The sequence below is a fragment of the Duganella fentianensis genome (assembly GCF_009857835.1).
In the GTDB taxonomy this organism is placed as follows: Bacteria; Pseudomonadota; Gammaproteobacteria; order Burkholderiales; family Burkholderiaceae_D; genus Rugamonas; species Rugamonas fentianensis.
In genome coordinates this window covers 888,690-906,098 of the sequence record NZ_WWCL01000001.1, presented here as the reverse complement: position 1 = coordinate 906,098, position 17,409 = coordinate 888,690, and the positions used below count along the sequence as shown (strand labels likewise).

At 65.3% G+C, this 17,409-nt stretch carries 8 protein-coding genes; 5 read left to right on the top strand and 3 right to left on the bottom strand.

Translation table 11 applies throughout. The features are described 5' to 3' along the window. Positions 1–40 precede the first annotated feature (40 nt). From GTP23_RS03875 to moeA, 5 genes are all read left to right on the top strand, one after another. A complete protein-coding gene (locus GTP23_RS03875; RefSeq protein ID WP_161033935.1) occupies positions 41–7,615 on the top strand; it encodes an Ig-like domain-containing protein in 7,575 nt (2,524 codons plus the stop codon). Then, positions 7,612–8,994, top strand: coding sequence for an efflux RND transporter periplasmic adaptor subunit (locus GTP23_RS03870; protein WP_161033934.1), 1,383 nt, complete (start codon positions 7,612–7,614; stop codon positions 8,992–8,994). The genes GTP23_RS03875 and GTP23_RS03870 overlap by 4 nt, the downstream gene beginning before the upstream one ends. Positions 8,995–8,997: 3 nt before the next feature. After that, a complete protein-coding gene (locus GTP23_RS03865; protein ID WP_202411908.1) occupies positions 8,998–11,100 on the top strand; it encodes a site-2 protease family protein in 2,103 nt (700 codons plus the stop codon). Positions 11,101–11,217: 117 nt separating this feature from the next. Then, positions 11,218–12,327, top strand: a complete 1,110-nt coding sequence (gene moaA, locus GTP23_RS03860; protein ID WP_161033933.1) for a GTP 3',8-cyclase MoaA — start codon at positions 11,218–11,220, stop codon at positions 12,325–12,327. A gap of 1 nt (position 12,328) precedes the next feature. Next, the gene (gene moeA, locus GTP23_RS03855) at positions 12,329–14,290 is read left to right on the top strand and encodes a molybdopterin molybdotransferase MoeA (protein WP_161033932.1); all 1,962 of its coding nucleotides are present in this window, start codon (positions 12,329–12,331) and stop codon (positions 14,288–14,290) included. A 39-nt stretch (positions 14,291–14,329) separates the two neighbouring features. Here moeA and GTP23_RS03850 read toward each other — a convergent pair whose 3' ends face one another. The 3 genes from GTP23_RS03850 to cqsA are packed head-to-tail and all read right to left on the bottom strand — an operon-like array spanning position 14,330 to position 17,324. Continuing rightward, positions 14,330–15,649 carry a DNA recombination protein RmuC gene (locus tag GTP23_RS03850; RefSeq protein ID WP_161033931.1) on the bottom strand — a complete coding sequence of 440 codons (1,320 nt, stop codon included), beginning with the start codon at positions 15,647–15,649 and terminating at the stop codon, positions 14,330–14,332. A gap of 4 nt (positions 15,650–15,653) precedes the next feature. Next, complete coding sequence (locus GTP23_RS03845) at positions 15,654–16,052, bottom strand: group II truncated hemoglobin (RefSeq protein ID WP_161033930.1); 399 nt, start codon at positions 16,050–16,052, stop codon at positions 15,654–15,656. Positions 16,053–16,079: 27 nt separating this feature from the next. Then, positions 16,080–17,324, bottom strand: a complete 1,245-nt coding sequence (cqsA, locus tag GTP23_RS03840) for an alpha-hydroxyketone-type quorum-sensing autoinducer synthase (RefSeq protein ID WP_161033929.1) — start codon at positions 17,322–17,324, stop codon at positions 16,080–16,082. Positions 17,325–17,409: the final 85 nt, after the last annotated feature.

Genomic DNA, 17,409 nt, shown 5'->3' with positions numbered 1-17,409 from the left:
CACTCGCCAGTGCTGCCCCCTTCCGTCCCAGGAGTCTGATATGAACCAGCCAACCGCCCCTACCCCGCGCCGTCGTGCACTGCGTCGGACCTCGCACCTGCTGTCACTGGAGCAGCGCTTCATGTTCGACGGTGCTGCCGTGACGACCATGGCCGAGGCAGCACACGCGGCCCAGGTCCAGGATAGCGCGGTCGCCGTACCGGCCGCCGTCACGCTGCGCGCTGCCGAGCCAGCCAAAGATGGCGGCAAGAAGGAAGTCGTGCTGGTCGATACCTCGGTGGCCAACTACCGGACCATGGAAGCCGGTGTGCGTGCCGGTGTCGGCATCGTCGAGTTTGACGGCAGCAAAGATGGCCTGGCGCAGATCGCGCAGTGGGCCGTTGCCAACGGCGGCTATGATGCCATCCACATCCTGTCACATGGCGAGTCGGGCGCACTGCACCTGGGCACCACCAGCCTGAACGAGACCACACTGACGACGGGCGCGGTAGCATCCGAACTGGCGCAACTGGGGCAGGCACTGAAGGCCGGCGGCGACCTGATGCTCTATGGCTGCAACATCGGCGACCGCCCTGCCCTGCTTGATGGTCTGGCCCGGGCCACCGGCGCCGATGTCGCCGCCTCTACCGACCTGACCGGCTCCACCCGCCTGGGCGGCAACTGGACGCTGGAAGCACATCGCGGCAACATCGATAGCCGCGCACTGGAACTGGCCAGCTACGATGGCGTACTGGCAACCGACTACAGCTTCTCTTTTTTCAGCGCGGTGGACGAGTCTCACACCACCGCCGATGGCTATGCCGTGTACAAATCCGTGCAGGTCGGCGCGACCACGGTGAACATCACCTTTAACGCCCAGGAAATATATATCGACCAGAGCCGAGGTCTCTACGCTACACAACACGACGGCACGGTCAAACTGACCATCCGTGCCCTGGAAAACTATAGTTTCGATCTCAAATCGTTCACGTCCGGACGGTATTTCCCCAATGTCAATCAAGAATATACCTTTACGGGCATTAAAGCCGACGGCAGCCCCTTCGCCGGCCTGACGCTGCGCGCCAACAATGCCATGCTGGATCTGCCATTCTATCCCTCCTTGCTGAGCTCTCTGTCCGACCTGAGGGAAGTCACCATCAGCACCGATGAAGACGCCTCGCTGCAGTTTATCGTCCTCACCGACCTCAAGCCGGCACCGCCTGTCAGCTATGTCAACTCTCTGACCATCTCGGCCGACAGTGGCAGCAACAATAGCGATGGCATCACCAATGTGGCCAGCCAGACCATCAGGGGCGGCATCACTACCGCGCTAGGCATTAACGACATTGTCGAGGTATCGGTAGATAATGGCAGCAGCTGGAACAGGGCCAATCTGGACACTTATACCACCTGGAGTTATAGCACCAGCCTGCTCAACGGCAGCAACACGCTACTGGCGCGAGTGACCAATACCACCCTCCAGCTGAGTAGCGTTGCTTCCACTTTCAACTATACGCTCGATACCAGCGCCCCTGCGCTCAATGTCGGCAGCACTGCCCTGTCCAACGATTCCGGCGCCAGTCATTCGGACCTGCTGACCAACGGAGCGTCGCAGACGGTCACCGTCAATCTGGGGCAGGCACTGGAAAACGGCACCACCCTGTATGGTTCTAGCGATGGCAGCAACTGGGTCGACATTACAAACAAGGTCGGCGGCAGCCAGCTGTTCTGGAGCGGCCTCACCCTGAGTGACGGCGCCAACATTCTGCAGCTGAAAGCGACCGACCTCGCCGGCAATACCAGCGCCCCATTGAGCCTGCCCACCATCACGCTGGACCGGAGCGCCCCCGGCACCACCGTCGCCACGGCCAGCTTTTCCGACGACAGTGGCAGTTCGGGCAGCGACTTCGTCACCAATATGGCGAGCCAGACTATCAGCGGCACACTGAGTGCCAACCTGGCCGCGGACGAGCGAGTGTATGTGTCCATCAACAATGGCGCCACCTGGGCCGTCGCCAGCACCAGTGCCGGCCAGAATACCTGGAGCCTCGCCGGTGTGACGCTTAGCGCCAGCAATACACTCAAGGTCAAGGTCAGCGACTATGCCGGCAACGACAGTACCATCTACGCCCAGGCCTACACCTATGACACCAGCGCACCCGCCATCAGCTTCAACAGCGTAACGCTGTCAGCCGACAGTGGTAGCAGCAACAACGACCTGATCACCAGGACCGCTGCCCAGATCATCAGCGCCACCCTCAGCAGCGCGCCGGCCGGTAGCGATATCGTCTACGGCTCGCTAGACGGCGGCAATACCTGGACCAATCTTACCGCCATGGTCAGCGGCACCACTCTGAACTGGACCGGCGTCACCCTTAACCACGGCAACAACACCCTGCAATTGCGCGTGGCCGATGCGGCCGGCAACTACAGTACAGCCAGCACCCGAGCCTATACGCTGGACACCAGTGCCCCCGTCCAGCCCGGCGCGCCCGTGCTGGACAGCGCCAGCGATAGCGGCAGCTCCAGCAGCGATCACATCACCAACATCACCACGCCCACCCTGACGGGCAGCACCGAAGCCGGCGCCACCGTCGAGGTGTACGACGGCGCCAGCCTGCTCGGCTCGACCGTGGCCGACGGCAGCGGCAACTGGCGCTACAGCTCCGGCACGCTGGCTGCCGGCACGCGCACGCTAACCGTCAAAGCCACAGACGCCGCCGGCAATCGCTCGCAGGCTTCCAGTGCGCTCAGCATCGAGATCGACAGCAGCGCGGCCACGGTCGCCTCGGTCGCGGTGCCGGCCGACGCCACCTACTACAACGGCAGCAGCCTGAACTTCACCGTCAATTTCGACGAAAGCGTATTCGTCGATACCAGCGGCGGTACACCACGCATCAGTCTGGCCGTCGGCGCACAAGTGCGCTATGCCAGCTATGTGAGCGGCTCAGGTAGCCATGCGCTGGTGTTCAGTTACACCGTACTCAACGGAGATAGCGACAGCAATGGCATCACGCTCGGCAGCCTGCAAAGCAATGGCGGCACACTGCGTGACACGGCCGGCAACGACGCCACCTTGTCCATGAACGGCATAGGCAGTACGGCAGCGGTGCTGATAGACGGCAGCCTGCCCAGCGTCACCAGCGTCAGCGCCAGCAGCGCCGATGGTGCTTATGGCGCCGGCCGCAGCATCACCATCACGCTCGATTTCAGTAGCGCTGTCGACGTCGACACCAGTGGCGGCACGCCCACCCTGGCCTTATCCAGCGGCGGCCTGGCCCGCTATGTGGGCGGTTCGGGCAGCAGCACACTGAGCTTCAGCTACACGGTAGGTGCAAACGACAATAGCACCGATCTCGACTACAGCAGCACCAGCGCCCTCGCGTTGAACGGCGCCACCATCAAGGACGCCGGCGGCATCCACCTGAACGCGGCACTGACGCTGATGGCCCCCGGCACAGCCGGCTCGCTCGCGGCCAACAAGGCACTCGTCATCGATACCACAGCGCCGGCCGCCACTGGCGCCAGCGTGGTATTCAGTGCCGACAGCGGCAGCTCCGCCACTGACCGGATCACCAATGTCGCCAGCCAGAGCGTCAGCGGCACGCTCACAGCCAGCCTCGCCGACGGCGAGAGCGTGCAGGTTTCGGCCGACAATGGCGCCTCATGGAGTATCGCCACGGCCAGCGGCACCAGCTGGTCGCTGGCAGCCCCGGTTATCGTGAACGGCAACGGCAGCATACGGGTGCGCGTAGTCGATGCTGCCGGCAATATCGGTAGCGTCAGCAGCTTTGCCTATGTGCTGGACAACAGCGCACCGACGACCAGCTTCAGCAACATCAGCTTCTCCAACGACACGGGCGCCAGCAATAGCGACCGCATCACCCGGAGCGCGGCGCAGACCATCACCGCCACTCTGAGCGCGCCGCTCGACAGCGGCGACCTCGTGTATGGCTCGCTCGATAATGGCGCCACCTGGAGCGACATCACAAGCAAGGTCAGCGCTAGTACGCTGAGCTGGAACGGCGTCACCCTGGGCGGCAGCAACACGCTGAAACTGCGCGTCACCGACGCTGCCGGCAACACCGGCAGCGCTACCAGCGCCGCCTATGTGCTGGACACTACGGCACCCACTACCGCCATCGCCAGCGCCGCCTTCTCGGCGGATAGCGGCAGCAGCAATAGCGATTTCATCACCAATGTCGCCGCGCAAACCATCAGCGGCACGCTGTCGGCCAATCTGGTGGCCGGTGAACAGGTTTATGTCTCGCTCGATGATGGCATCAGCTGGGCCGCTGCCAGCGCCAGCAGTGGCCAGAACACCTGGTCGCTGAGTGGTGTCACGCTGAGCGCCAGCAGTACGCTGCAAGTGCGCGTCAGCGATACGGCAGGCAACAATGCCGCCACCTATCAGCAAGCCTACCGCTATCTGCCCACCGGGCCGGCCACCACCGGTGCCAGCGTGCTGTTCAGCGCCGACAGCGGCAGCTCCGCCACTGACCGGATCACCAGTGTGGCCCTGCAAAGCAGTGTGAATGGCACGCTTACGGCCAGTCTGGCGGCTGGCGAAAGCGTGCAGGTGACGCTCGATAGCGGCGCCAGCTGGAATACCGTCAATGCCAGCGGCAGCAACTGGTCCCTGCCGACGTCGTTGACGCTGAACGGCAGCGGCAGCATAGGCGTGCGCGTACTCGATGCCGCCGGCAACAGCGGCAATGCCGCCAGCTTTGCCTATGTGCTCGATAGCGGCGCGCCAACGACCAGCTTCAGCAACATCCGCCTGTCCAACGATAGCGGCGTCAGCAGCAGTGACCGCATCACCCAGTCAGCGGCCCAGACCATCAGCGCTACGCTGAGCGCGCCACTCGACAGCGGCGACCTGCTGGAAGCTTCGCTCGACAATGGCGTCAGCTGGAGCGACATCACAGCCAGCGTCAGCGGCACGATGCTGAGCTGGAGCGGTGTCACCCTCAGCGGCAGCAACACGCTGAAACTGCGCGTCACCGACGCGGCCGGCAATGTCGGCAGCGCCACCAGCGCTGCCTATGTGCTGGACACCACGGCGCCGACTACCACCATCGCCAGCGCCAGCTTCTCGGCGGATAGCGGCAGCAGCAACAGCGATTTCATCACCAATATCGCCGCGCAAACCGTCAGCGGCACGCTATCGGCCAATCTGGCGGCAGATGAACAGGTCCTGGTCTCGCTCGATAATGGTGCCAGCTGGGTAGCAGCCAGCGCCAGCACAGGCCAGAACAGCTGGTCGATCAGCGGGGTAAGCATCAGTGCCAGTAATACGCTACGCGTCAAGGTCAGCGACACGGCCGGCAACAGCACAGGCAACTACCAGCAAGCCTACGTCTACGACGCCACCCTGCCGGCCGCTGCCACCATCACGCCACTGCACTCCACCATCCTCAAGCCCACTCTGGGCGGCAGCGCCACGCTCGAGGCCGGCGACAGCCTGAGCATCAGCGTTGGCGGCGCCAGCTATACCGTCACGGCGAGCGCCGGCAGCTGGACGCTGGATCTGGCCAGTGCCGTCCCGGCCAGCGGCACGCTGGCACTGACGATGGACACAGCCTACAACGTCGTTGCTACCGTCACCGACCGTGCCGGAAATAGCCGCAGCACGACAGGCAGCGATGCGCTGGTGCTGGGCTATCCGGCCCCGCCGCTGCTACCTCCCACCACCACCGTCACCAGCGCCACGCTGTCGCAGGACAGCGGCAGCAGCGCCAGCGACTTCATCACCAACGTCGCCACGCAGACTGTCAGCGGTAGTCTGTCCGCCGCGCTGCAAGCCGGTGAGCGGGTCGAAATCTCGCTTGACGGCGGAGCCAGCTGGAGCGGGGCCAGCGCCAGTGGCAGCAGCTGGTCCGCCAGTGTCACGCTAGCGGGCAGCAATACGCTGATGGTTTGCGTGCGCAGCGACGGCGGCAGCAGCGACGCCTATAGCCAGAGCTATATGCTGGATACCACGGCGCCGGTCGGGCCGCGCGCCAACGCTCAGACCAGCACCACACCGCTTCCCGTGCTGAGCGGCAGCGCCACGCTGGCCGACGGCGACTCTCTGAGCGTGAGCGTGGGCGGCGCACAGTACAGCGTCAGCGCCAGTGGCGGCAGCTGGAGCCTCGACCTCGCCAGCGCCACACCGAGCAGCGGCACGCTGCTGCTGGCCGCAGGTAGCAACTACGAGGTGGTCGCCAGCGTCACCGATGTGGCGGGCAACCGCAGCAGCGGCAGCGCCCAGCTGCGCATGGCAGCGTTACCGCAAGTCCTAACGTTCGCCCTCTCGTCCGACAGTGGTAGCAGCAGCACTGATTTCATCACCAGCGTGGCGGCACAAACCATCACCGGCACACTGTCGGCGCCCCTGCTGGCCGGCCAGACTGTGGAAGTCTCGGCCGATGGCGGCACTAGCTGGCATAAGGCCAGTGCCGCCGGCAGCAGCTGGAGTGCCAGCCTGACACTCAGCGGCAGCAACACGCTGGCCGCCCGCGTTACGGCTGCCGGCAGCAGTAGTACCCCGCTGCGCCAGAACTATGTGCTGGACAGTAGTGCACCACAGGCCACGCCCGTGCTCAGCGCGCAGACTGCGGCCGGCCTGCTCACCGGCACACTCAGCGCGGCACTGGCCAGCGGCGAAACCCTGCTGGCATCATACGACGATGGCCGCAGCTGGTCGCCGGTGGCCACCAGTGGTCAGGCCTGGACGCTGAACAGCAGCACCAGCGTCCGGCTGCTGGTGCGCGATAGTGCCGGCAACCAGGGCAGCGCACTGCTGGTGACTCCGCTCGTCACGCCAACGCAACCGGACACTCCGACACAACCGGAAAAGCCGACGCAACCGGAAACCCCGGTGCCGGTACCGGTACCAGTGCCCGTCATTGTCCCTAATGGCGGCAATAGCAACGGCAGCGGCACTGGCGCCGCAAGCGGCAACACCACTGCGGGTGCGCCCGCAGGCGCCGGTCCAGTCGGCAGCGACATTGGCGCCAGCGGCAGCAATGCTGGCCGTGTCACGGGTGCCGGCCAGTCTGCGCTCACCTCCCTGATCAGGTCTGGCAGCCTCGACAGCGTCAGCTGGACAGATACGCCATCCCTGTCCCCGCTCGATACCTTGGCGGCAGGCAGTGGCTTCCAGAGCAGTACCAGCCATAGCCCGGAGTTCGGTTTAGCCAGCAGTACCGGGTCGGCACTGTCGCTGGACCGGCCGCCGCAAATTTCAGCCCCCATCGCCGATGTTGCCATCCGTGCCGGTGAGCGCCTGTCTTTACAGATTCCGCGCGACGCCTTCAGTTATACGGGTAGCGCCGCCGATGTGCAGTTCAGCGCAAAGCAGTTCAACGACACACCGCTACCGGGCTGGCTGAAATTCGACAGCAAGACGGCACGCTTCGAAGGCACGCCGCCGCCCGGCTTTGAAGGCACACTCAGCTTCCGCGTCACGGCGCGTGACAGCCAGGGGCGCGAAGTATCGCAAGTGTTCAAAGTGGTCATCGGCAAGCAGGGCATACGTACCAGCTTGCACCAGCCGGAAGCCGCCGATCCGGTCGGGCGCAGCAGCCTCGCCGAGCAGTTGCGCAGCGCGCGCAGCAGCAGTCTCGCACGCCGGGCGGCACTGTCGGCATGAAGCAGGACGCGCCCGACCATCCGCTGATTGCGCTGCTGGAACTGGCCCAGCGCGCACGCGCTGCCGCCAGTGCCGACGAACTGGCTTTTCTGGTGGTGAACGAAAGCCACGCCCTGCTGCCCTACCGCCAGGCGGCGCTATGGTTCCATGCCGCCGGGGTGCACACGCTGTCCGGCGTCATCTCGGTAGAAGCCAATGCGCCCTACGCCCACTGGCTTGATGCGCTGTGCCGCCACCTTGCTAGCGTACACGCCGAGGCCGGGCCGCTGTGTATAGCCACGGCCGCCCTGCCGCCTACGCTTAAAGCCAGCTGGGATGAATGGCTGCCGGCCCACGCTGTCTGGCTGCCGCTGCGCCACCTGCAGCGCGACGCCGTTGACGCCAGCGCTGCGCACGGCGGCCTGCTGCTCGCCGGCGACCAGCCGTGGACGGCCAGCCAGCTGGCCCTGCTGGGCGAGTGGAGCGACATCTGGCAGCACGCCTGGCGTGCTGCCCACCCGCCACCGCGCTGGTCGCTGGCACGCCTGCCGGCACGTCTGCGCGACTGGTGGCATGGCGGCGCGGCCGAGCGCCGCTGGCGCCGGCGCACTGCGCTTGCACTGGCCATACTGGGCGTGCTGCTATTCCCGGTACGGATGACAGTACTGGCGCCCGGTGAACTGGTAGCGGCCAACCCGGCCACCATCCGTGCCCCGCTGGATGGCGTGATAGCCGAATTTGCCGTGCGCCCCAACCAGCTGGTGCAGGCAGGCCAGCCGCTGTTCTCGTTTGACCAGGCGCCTATCGGCAGCCGGCTCGACGTCGCGCGCGAAGCGCTTTCCACAGCGCAGGCCGAATACCGCCAGAATGCCCAGCTGATGCTCAACGATGCACGCGCACGCAGCCAGCTGGCCGGCGCGCTGGGCAAGGTGGCCGAGAAACAGGCCCAGGCGGCCTTCCTCGAAGGTCAGGCAACGCGCTCGCGCGTGCTGGCGCCGCAGGCCGGCATCGTCCTGTTCGATGACCCGTCCGAATGGATAGGCCGGCCGGTCCAGACGGGCGAGCGCATCATGCAGGTCGCTGCCGCCGACGATGTGGAAATCGAAGCCTGGGTGGCGGTCGGCGATGCCATTCCGCTGGCCGAACACGCGCCCCTGCAGTTGTATCTGGCGGCGGCGCCACTCACCCCGCTGAGCGGCACGCTGCGCTACATGAGCCACCGTGCGCTGGCGCGGCCCGACGGCAGCTATGCCTACCGCGTCCGCGCACGGCTCGATGCGCGCGCCGGCCAGCGCATAGGACTGAAAGGCACGGCCAAACTGGGTGGCGAGCGCGCGCCGCTGATTTACTGGGTGCTGCGGCGCCCACTGGCCAGCGTGCGCCAGTTCATCGCATTCTGAGCCATGCAGACTGCCCTGCCCGTGCTGCGTCAGGAACTTGCGCTGCTGCCCGGCCCGCGCCTGGCGGACGGCCAGCCCAGCTGGACGCTGCACGACCCAGTACGCAACCAGTTCTTCCAGCTCGACTGGCCCAGCTTCGAAATGCTGAGCCGCTGGGAGCTGGCCGACGCTGCGGCCATACTCGGCCAGATCAACCACGACACCACTTTACAACTGGACCAGAGCGACCTCGAACGGCTGCTATCCTTCCTGCGCGAACAGCAGTTGCTGCAGGCAGCACGTGGCAGCGCACGCGCACTGGCCGCCCAGCGCCTGCGCCAGCGCGGCGGCTGGCATGAATGGCTGCTGCATAACTACCTGTTCTTCCGCATTCCGCTGCTCCGGCCCGACCGCTGGCTGGACTGGCTGGCCCCGCAGCTGGGCTGGCTTTACTCGCCGCTGTTCCGCTGGCTCACCGTGGCCGCCGGCGTGCTGGGGCTGGTCGGTGCCTACCGCGAATGGGAGCGCTTCAGCGCCACCCTGATGGACACCCTGAGCTGGCAAGGGGCGCTGCTGTATGGCGGCGCCATCACCGTGGCCAAAGTCTGCCACGAACTAGGTCATGCCCTGACGGCCAAACGCTATGGCTGCCGCGTGCCGACCATGGGCCTGGCCTTCCTCGTCATGTGGCCAGTAGCCTACACCGACACCAATGAAGTCTGGAAGCTGACGAAACGCGAGCAGCGCCTGGCCGTGGCCGGCGCCGGCATCGTCACCGAATTGATGATCGCCGCCTGGGCGACGCTGGCCTGGGTATGGCTGCCCGAAGGCGGGCCCAGACAGCTGGCCTTTCTGCTATCGACCACCACCTGGGTGGCCACGCTGGCGATCAATGCCAGTCCCTTCATGCGCTTCGACGGCTATTTCCTGCTATCCGACTATCTCGGCCTGCCGAATCTGCACAACCGCGCCTTCGCGCTGGCGCGCTGGGACTTGCGCGAACGCCTGTTTGCACTGGGCGAGCCGGTGCCGGAACCGTTCAAGCCCGGCCTGCAGCGCGGCCTGATCCTGTTCGCCTGGGCTGTGTGGCTGTACCGGCTGGTGGTCTTCCTCGGGATTGCGGCCCTGGTCTACCACTTCTTCATCAAGGCCGTCGGCATACTGCTGTTTGCGGTGGAGATAGGCTGGTTCCTCGCCCTGCCCGTGTGGCGCGAGCTGCGTGTATGGGGCACGCACTGGAACACCCTGCGCCACAGCCGCCGGGCACGCCGCAGTGCGCTGCTGGGCGTGCTGGTGGCAGCATTGTTCGTGCTGCCCTGGCCCAGCCGCGTACTCAGCGCCGGCATGCTGCAACCGCAGCAACGCCTGGCACTGTATGCGCCCGAGCATGCGCAGGTGGAAGCTCTGCCCGTGCCTAACGGCCAGCAGGTCAGTGCCGGCACCTTGCTGCTGCGCCTGGGCTCGCCGGAACTGGCCCTGCGCGCCAATGAAACCATCGCACGCCAGGATACCCTGGCCTGGCAATCGGCTGCAGCCGGCCTGGATGCCGCCAATCGCAAGGACTGGCAGCTGCTGCATGAGCAACTGGCCTACGCCAGCGCCGAAAGCGCCACCGTCGGCGCCGATCTGCAACGCTATCGTCCGCAGGCACCGTATGCGGGCGTGCTGGTCGATGTGGACCCCGACCTGCGCCCCGGCGCCTGGCTCAAGGCGCAGGAATATCTGGGAGCGCTGATCAAATCCGCGCGCTGGCAGGTGATCACCTATGTGGATGAAGAAGCCGTGCGCCGCATCGCCAAAGGCGACCGCGCGCTGTTCATGGCCGACGGCGGTGCCGGTCCGGCCGTGCGGCTGACCGTGGCCAGCATCGACCGCGATGCCAGCCGCACGCTGGGCGAACCGGAACTGGCTACGCTGTTCGGCGGCGACGTGCTGGTACGCGAAAAAAATGGCGTGCTGTATCCCGAGCATGCGGTGTACCGCGTGCAGCTGGAAGCCGATGCAGAACTGCCCGCCGCCAGCCCCGAGTGGCGCGGCCGGGTTGCCATTGCGGGCCAGTGGGAAGCCCCGGCTTTGCGCTTTCTGCGCACGGCCGCGTCGGTGGCGTGGCGCGAAGCGGGCTTCTGACAGCGGGGCTGGCACGCCAGCGCTACGGACGCCAAATTGCCGCTCGTGGTATCGTAGCTAGCTGCGCGCGCCAGAGTGCGCGCAAGGTTTCAAAAACAGCAAGACTTCACCACTCTCATGGCAGAAAAAATCATCATGATGACCGAGCAGCGCGGCGCCGCTCCGGTCATTCCCGCAACGCCTGAAACGCCCACCGGCCTGCTCAGCGACCGTCTGGCGCGGCCGTTGCGTGATCTGCGCATTTCCGTGACCGACCGCTGCAATTTCCGCTGCGTGTATTGCATGCCCAAGGCGGTTTTCAACAGCGATTACCAGTACCTGCCGCATAAAGCCCTGCTCTCGTTCGAGGAAATCACCCGGCTGGCCAGAATATTTGTCGCCCACGGCGTCGAAAAAATCCGCCTGACGGGGGGCGAGCCGCTACTGCGCAAAGATATCGAAAAACTCATCGCCATGCTGGCCCGGCTCAAAACGGCCAGCGGCCAGCCACTGGACCTGACGCTGACCACCAACGCATCGCTACTGGCACGCAAGGCACAGGCGCTCAAGGACGCCGGTCTGCAGCGCGTCACCGTCTCGCTCGATGCGCTGGACAACCAGACCTTCCGCCGCATGAACGATGTTGATTTCGACGTGCGCGATGTGCTGCAAGGGCTGGAACAGGCGCACAAGGTAGGACTGGGGCCGGTCAAGGTGAATATGGTGGTGAAGGCCGGCATGAACGATCAGGAAATCCTGCCCATGGCGCGCTATTTCCGCCACTCGCCCTTCATTCTGCGCTTTATCGAATACATGGACGTAGGCGCTTCGAACGGCTGGAAGATGGACGAAGTGCTGCCATCGGCCCAAGTGGTAGAACGCATCCACGCCGAGTTCCCGCTGCAGGCGCTGGACGCCAACTACAGCGGCGAAACCGCCACGCGCTGGCGCTACGCCGATGGCGGCGGCGAGATCGGCATGATTTCCAGCGTCACCCAGGCGTTCTGCGGCGACTGCACGCGCGCACGCCTGTCGACCGAAGGCCAGCTATATACCTGTCTGTTTGCCAGCAGCGGGCACGATCTGCGTGCGCTGCTGCGTGACGGCCATAGCGACAACGCCATCAGCGGCGCGCTAGCCCAGCTCTGGCGTGCGCGCGCGGACCGCTATTCGGAACTGCGTACGGCGCAGACGGCGCTGCCGCAGGCCGAACAGCGCAAAGTTGAAATGTCTTACATCGGAGGTTAGTTTGTCTTTCCAGAACCAGATCACCGGCCTGATACTTGCCGGTGGCCGCGGCAGCCGCATGGGCAGCGTCGATAAAGGCCTGCAGCCTTTCCGCAGCAGCACGCTGGTGGAGCACGTGATCGCCCGTCTGGCACCGCAGGTCGCCAGCTATGCCATCAATGCCAACCGCAATCTGACACGCTACCAGGAACTGGCTGGCAATGCGCCCGTGCTGCCGGACTACATCGATGGCTATGCGGGTCCGCTGGCAGGGCTGCAGATCGGCCTGCAGTTTTGCCCCACCGAACTGCTGCTCACCGTCCCTTGCGATTCGCCTTTACTGCCAGCCGATCTGGCGGCGCGCCTGCATGCTGCGCTGAGTGAGCAGAACGCCGACGTCGCACTGGCCGTGACCATGCAGACGCACGCTGATGCCGCCGCGCCGCAGCGCCAGCTGCATCCCGTGTTCGCGCTGCTCAGAACCAGTGTACTGCCGCAGCTGGAAGCCTATCTGGCCAGTGGCGAACGACGCATGGAAAGCTGGTACAAATCGCTGCGCGTGGCCGAAGTCCTGTTCGACGACGATGCCGCATTCAGCAACGTCAACACACTGGATGAATTGCAGGCGCTCGAGCAGCCGCCCGCCTCCGCAGCTGCCCCCTCTGCAGCTGCTCCCTCTGCCGCCGCCATGGCCAGCGCTGCAGCGTATGCAGGCAGCAGCGCAGCCCGCAGCGCCGGCCAGCACGACAGCGCGCTGCATGTGGAACAGGCGCAGCGCCTGATCGCCGAGCAGATTACGCCGCTCGACGCCAGCCATACCGTTCCCCTCTTCAGCGCGCTGGACCGCGTGCTGGCGCAGGACGTGATCTCGCCCATCAACGTGCCAGCCTACGACAATTCGGCCATGGATGGCTACGCCCTGCGCGGCGCCGATCTGCCTGACGCCGCGCAGGCGCAGGCCAGCTTCAAAGTCATAGGCATCGCCTACGCGGGCCGCCCCTGCGCGCTGCAAGTGCAGGCCGGCGAATGCATCCGCATCATGACGGGAGCCGCCATGCCGGCCGGCTGCGACAGCGTGCTGCCGCAGGAACTGGCCAGCGCCATCAGCGACGACAGCGTCACCGTCGCCCATGGCGTGATCCAGCAAGGCGCCAATCGCCGCTTCGCTGGCGAAGACCTGAAGCAGGGCAGCGTGGCACTGGCCAGAGGCAAACTGCTGCGCCCCGCCGATCTGGGCCTGATCGCTTCGCTCGGCATGGCCGAAGTGAGCGTGCAGCGCAAGCTGCGCGTGGCGTTTTTCTCCACCGGCGACGAACTGCGCGCACCGGGGCAGCCGCTCGACGAAGGCAGTATCTACGACAGCAACCGCTACACGGTATTCGGCATGCTGACGCGGCTGGGCTGCGAAGTGATAGACCTGGGCATCGTGCGCGACGATCCGCAGGCACTGGATGCGGCACTACGCAGCACCTGCCGGCAGGCCGATGCCATCATTACTTCGGGCGGTGTATCGGAAGGTGCGGCCGACTATACCCGCGACATACTGGCCAGTCTGGGCCAGCTGTCGTTCTGGAAGCTGGCCATGCGTCCCGGCCGTCCGCTGGCGTTCGGCCAGATCCGCGACGGCGCCGATAGCGCATGGCTGCTAGGCCTGCCCGGCAATCCGGTCGCCGTGGCGGTATCGTTCTATCTGTTTGCCCGCCCTGCCCTGCTGGCCATGATGGGTGCGCAAGCACCCCAGCTGACGCTGCAGGCCAGAGCGCAAGCGGCGATGCGCAAACGGCCCGGCCGCACCGAGTACCAGCGCGGCATTATCAGCCGGGGCGCGGATGGCCAGCCCGAAGTACGGCTGACGGGCGCCCAGGGCTCCGGCATCCTGCGCTCGATGACGGAAGCCAACTGCATGGTGGTGCTCGGCCACGAGCAGGGCAATGTAGCCGCTGGCGAAATGGTCGACGTGCTGCTGTTCGAAGGCCTGATCTAGCGCGCCGTGCGCCTAGTCCGAGCGCCGGCGCGGCCGCCATCAATCGGCGTCGTGCTGGCCCGCTTCCGGCTGCGCGCCCAGCAGCAGCTGCGCCGCTTCGCTAGGCAGTGCTTCCACGGTCTTGAGCTTGCGCGCCATCTGGCGGCTACGGGTTTCGGCCGATTCGATATTCTTGGCGGCCCGTTCCAGCGTCAGCTTGGTGGCCGCCAGTACATCGCCGAATTTGGCGAACTCGGTCTTCACTGCCCCCAGCACCTGCCACACTTCCGATGAACGGCGCTCCAGCGCCAGCGTGCGGAAGCCCATCTGCAGGCTGTTGAGCAGAGCTGACAGCGTCGAAGGCCCGGCTATGCTGATACGGTGCACGCGCTGCAGTTCGTCGGCCAGTCCGGGACGGCGCATCACTTCCGCATACAGCCCTTCGGTCGGCAGGAACAGGATGGCAAAGTCGGTGGTATGCGGTGGTGCCAGATATTTTTCCGCAATGGTTTTCGCTTCCCCGCGCACGGCCCGTTCCAGCTCGCGCCCGGCCAGCGCCACGCCATCGGCATCGGCCTGTTCGGCCGCTTCCAGCAGGCGTTCGTACTGCTCCTTGGGGAACTTGGCATCGATCGGCATCCAGACGGGCACGCCGCCATCCTTCTGGCCCGGCAGCTTGAGCGCGAACTCCACCCGCGCGCCGCTACCGGCAATGGTTTCCACATTCTTGGCATACTGGTCCGGCGTGAGCACCTGCTCCAGCAGCATTTCCAGCTGCACTTCGCCCCAGGTACCACGGGTTTTCACATTGGTCAGCACCCGTTTCAGATCGCCCACGCCTAGTGCCAGCTGCTGCATTTCACCGAGCCCCTGATGCACGCGCTCGAGCCGTTCCGACACCTGCTGGAACGATGCACTCAGGCGCGCTTCCAGTGTGGCATGCAGTTTTTCATCCACCGTCTTGCGCATCTCTTCCAGCCGCGCGCCGTTATCCGTCTGCAGATCACGGATCTTGGCTTCCAGCGTGGCGCGCACTTCCTGCATGCGTGCCGCATTCGATTCGGTCAGCCGCGCCAGCGTCTGGTTCATGCTGTCGGCGAACAGTTTCAGGTTGCGGCTCTGTTCTTCACGGCCCACCAGCCCCTGTGCTTCCAGCTGGCGGCGCAGCCCTTCGAACTGCTGCACCGTGGCGCCATGGCTAGCCTGCGCCGTGGCCTGCAGCTGCAGGCGTACTTCGCGTTCCACCCGTTCTATCCGTTCCGCCAGTCCTGCCTCCTGTGCCCCATTCTGGGCGGAGCGCGCGCGCAACAGCGCCAGCACCTGCAACACCAGCACGGCCGCCAGCAACAGCAACAGCACGAAAAATTCTATCTGGCCCATGGCATCAATCCGGCTTGTTGCGCATCCAGTCTGCCGTCTGATAGAACGATTCCATCAGACGCAGACGCAAAGCTTCGTCTATGCCCACATCTTCCATCGCCCACGCCATCGCCTGCAGCCACTGGTCGCGTTCCTTGGTGCCGATGGCAAACGGCATGTGGCGCATGCGCAGGCGCGGGTGGCCATGCGCCTCGATGTACAGATCCGGCCCGCCCATCCAGCCGCTGAGGAACATGAACAGGCGCTCGCGCGCATTGTCCAGCGAGCTGCCATGGGTGGCGCGCAGCAGGGCAAACTGCGGCTCCAGTTCCATCAAATCATAAAAGCGATCCACCATCTCGCGCACGCGCGCTTCGCCGCCAATTACTTCGTAGAGAGTTCGAGATTCAGTCATAGCCGCCATGATAACGCACCACAGCGGCCCTGACACTCACACCAGCGCCAGCTTGCGCAAGCGCCGCGTCGACGACCAGTTCTGCCAGTCCAGTTCTTCGCGCACGGCAGCGCAGGCAGCAATGATCTGCTCCAGCTGCGCCGCAGTCAGGCCGGAATTGAGCGTGAGCCGTACCAGCGAACGGTTCTTGGCCGTGGCCGGAGCGCAGAACATGGCGCCATACACGCCCTGCTTCTCCAGCGCCTTGCGCAGGGCCAGCGTCTGCGGCTCCGGCCCCGCTTCCAGTGCAATGATCTGCTCCGTGCCGTCGCTGACATTAAAGCCCAGCTCTGCCAGCGCCGTACGTACATGGCCGGCATGCTGCTGCAGGGTGGCGCGGCGCTGCTCGGCCAGACGGATGAAGTCCAGCGCCGCGTCGAACCACGCCAGCTCGTGGCGCAGCAGGCAGGAACTGAAAATGGCCGGGCGCGACTCGGACAGGAAATAGCCTTTGAAGCGCTGCGAACAGCTGATCAGCCCCGCCCGTCCGGCCAGCGCCTTGGCCAGCGATGCGGTGCGGAAGTGCACGCGCTCGCTTAGCCCCAGCGCCGCCACCAGCCCTGCACCCTGTGGCCCGTGGGTGCCCAGCGAATGCGATTCATCGACGATCAGCATGCTGTGGCTGCGTTCGGCCAGCTCCACCAGCTGGGCCAGCGGTGCCACGCTGCCATTGGTGCTGTACAGCGCATCGACTGCGATCAGGCCGCGGCCATGGCGGACCAGCTGCCTTTCCAGATGGCCCAGATCATTGTGCAGAAACGGCACCGGCTGGGCACCCGCCGACTGCACGCCCTCCCACAGGGAAGCGTGAGCCTGCATGTCGAGGTAGACCGGTATGCCCGGTTCGGCCAGCGTCTGCACCAGCCCCACATTGGCGGCCCAGCCGGACTGGGTCAGTATGCAGTCCTCGGTGCCGAGCCACTGGGCCAGCCGCTGCTCGAGCCGGTGCTGGGCACTGCCCTGCTGCAGATACACGGCCGACATCAGCAACTCGCCCTGGGTCTGCACCAGTGCCGCCAGCTGGGCGTAGCGCAGTGAGGGCTCATCGGCCAGACACAGATAGTCATTCCCCGCCAGATACACGGCATCGGCCGGCGTGGGCTGCCAGGCATGCGGATGCTCGCCGCCCAGCAATTGCTCGATCCGCGTGACGTGGTGCAGATCCATGCGGCGTTCGACAAAATCAGGCAGGCGGCGCTCTGCCGCTACGGCTACGTTACTGGACAGGATGGCGTTGTTCATCAGCTAGACTCCCCAAGGTTTGTTAACGAAATGAAATCAATAACTACCTTGAGGCCAAAAAAAGATCGGACACTTGATGCTGATC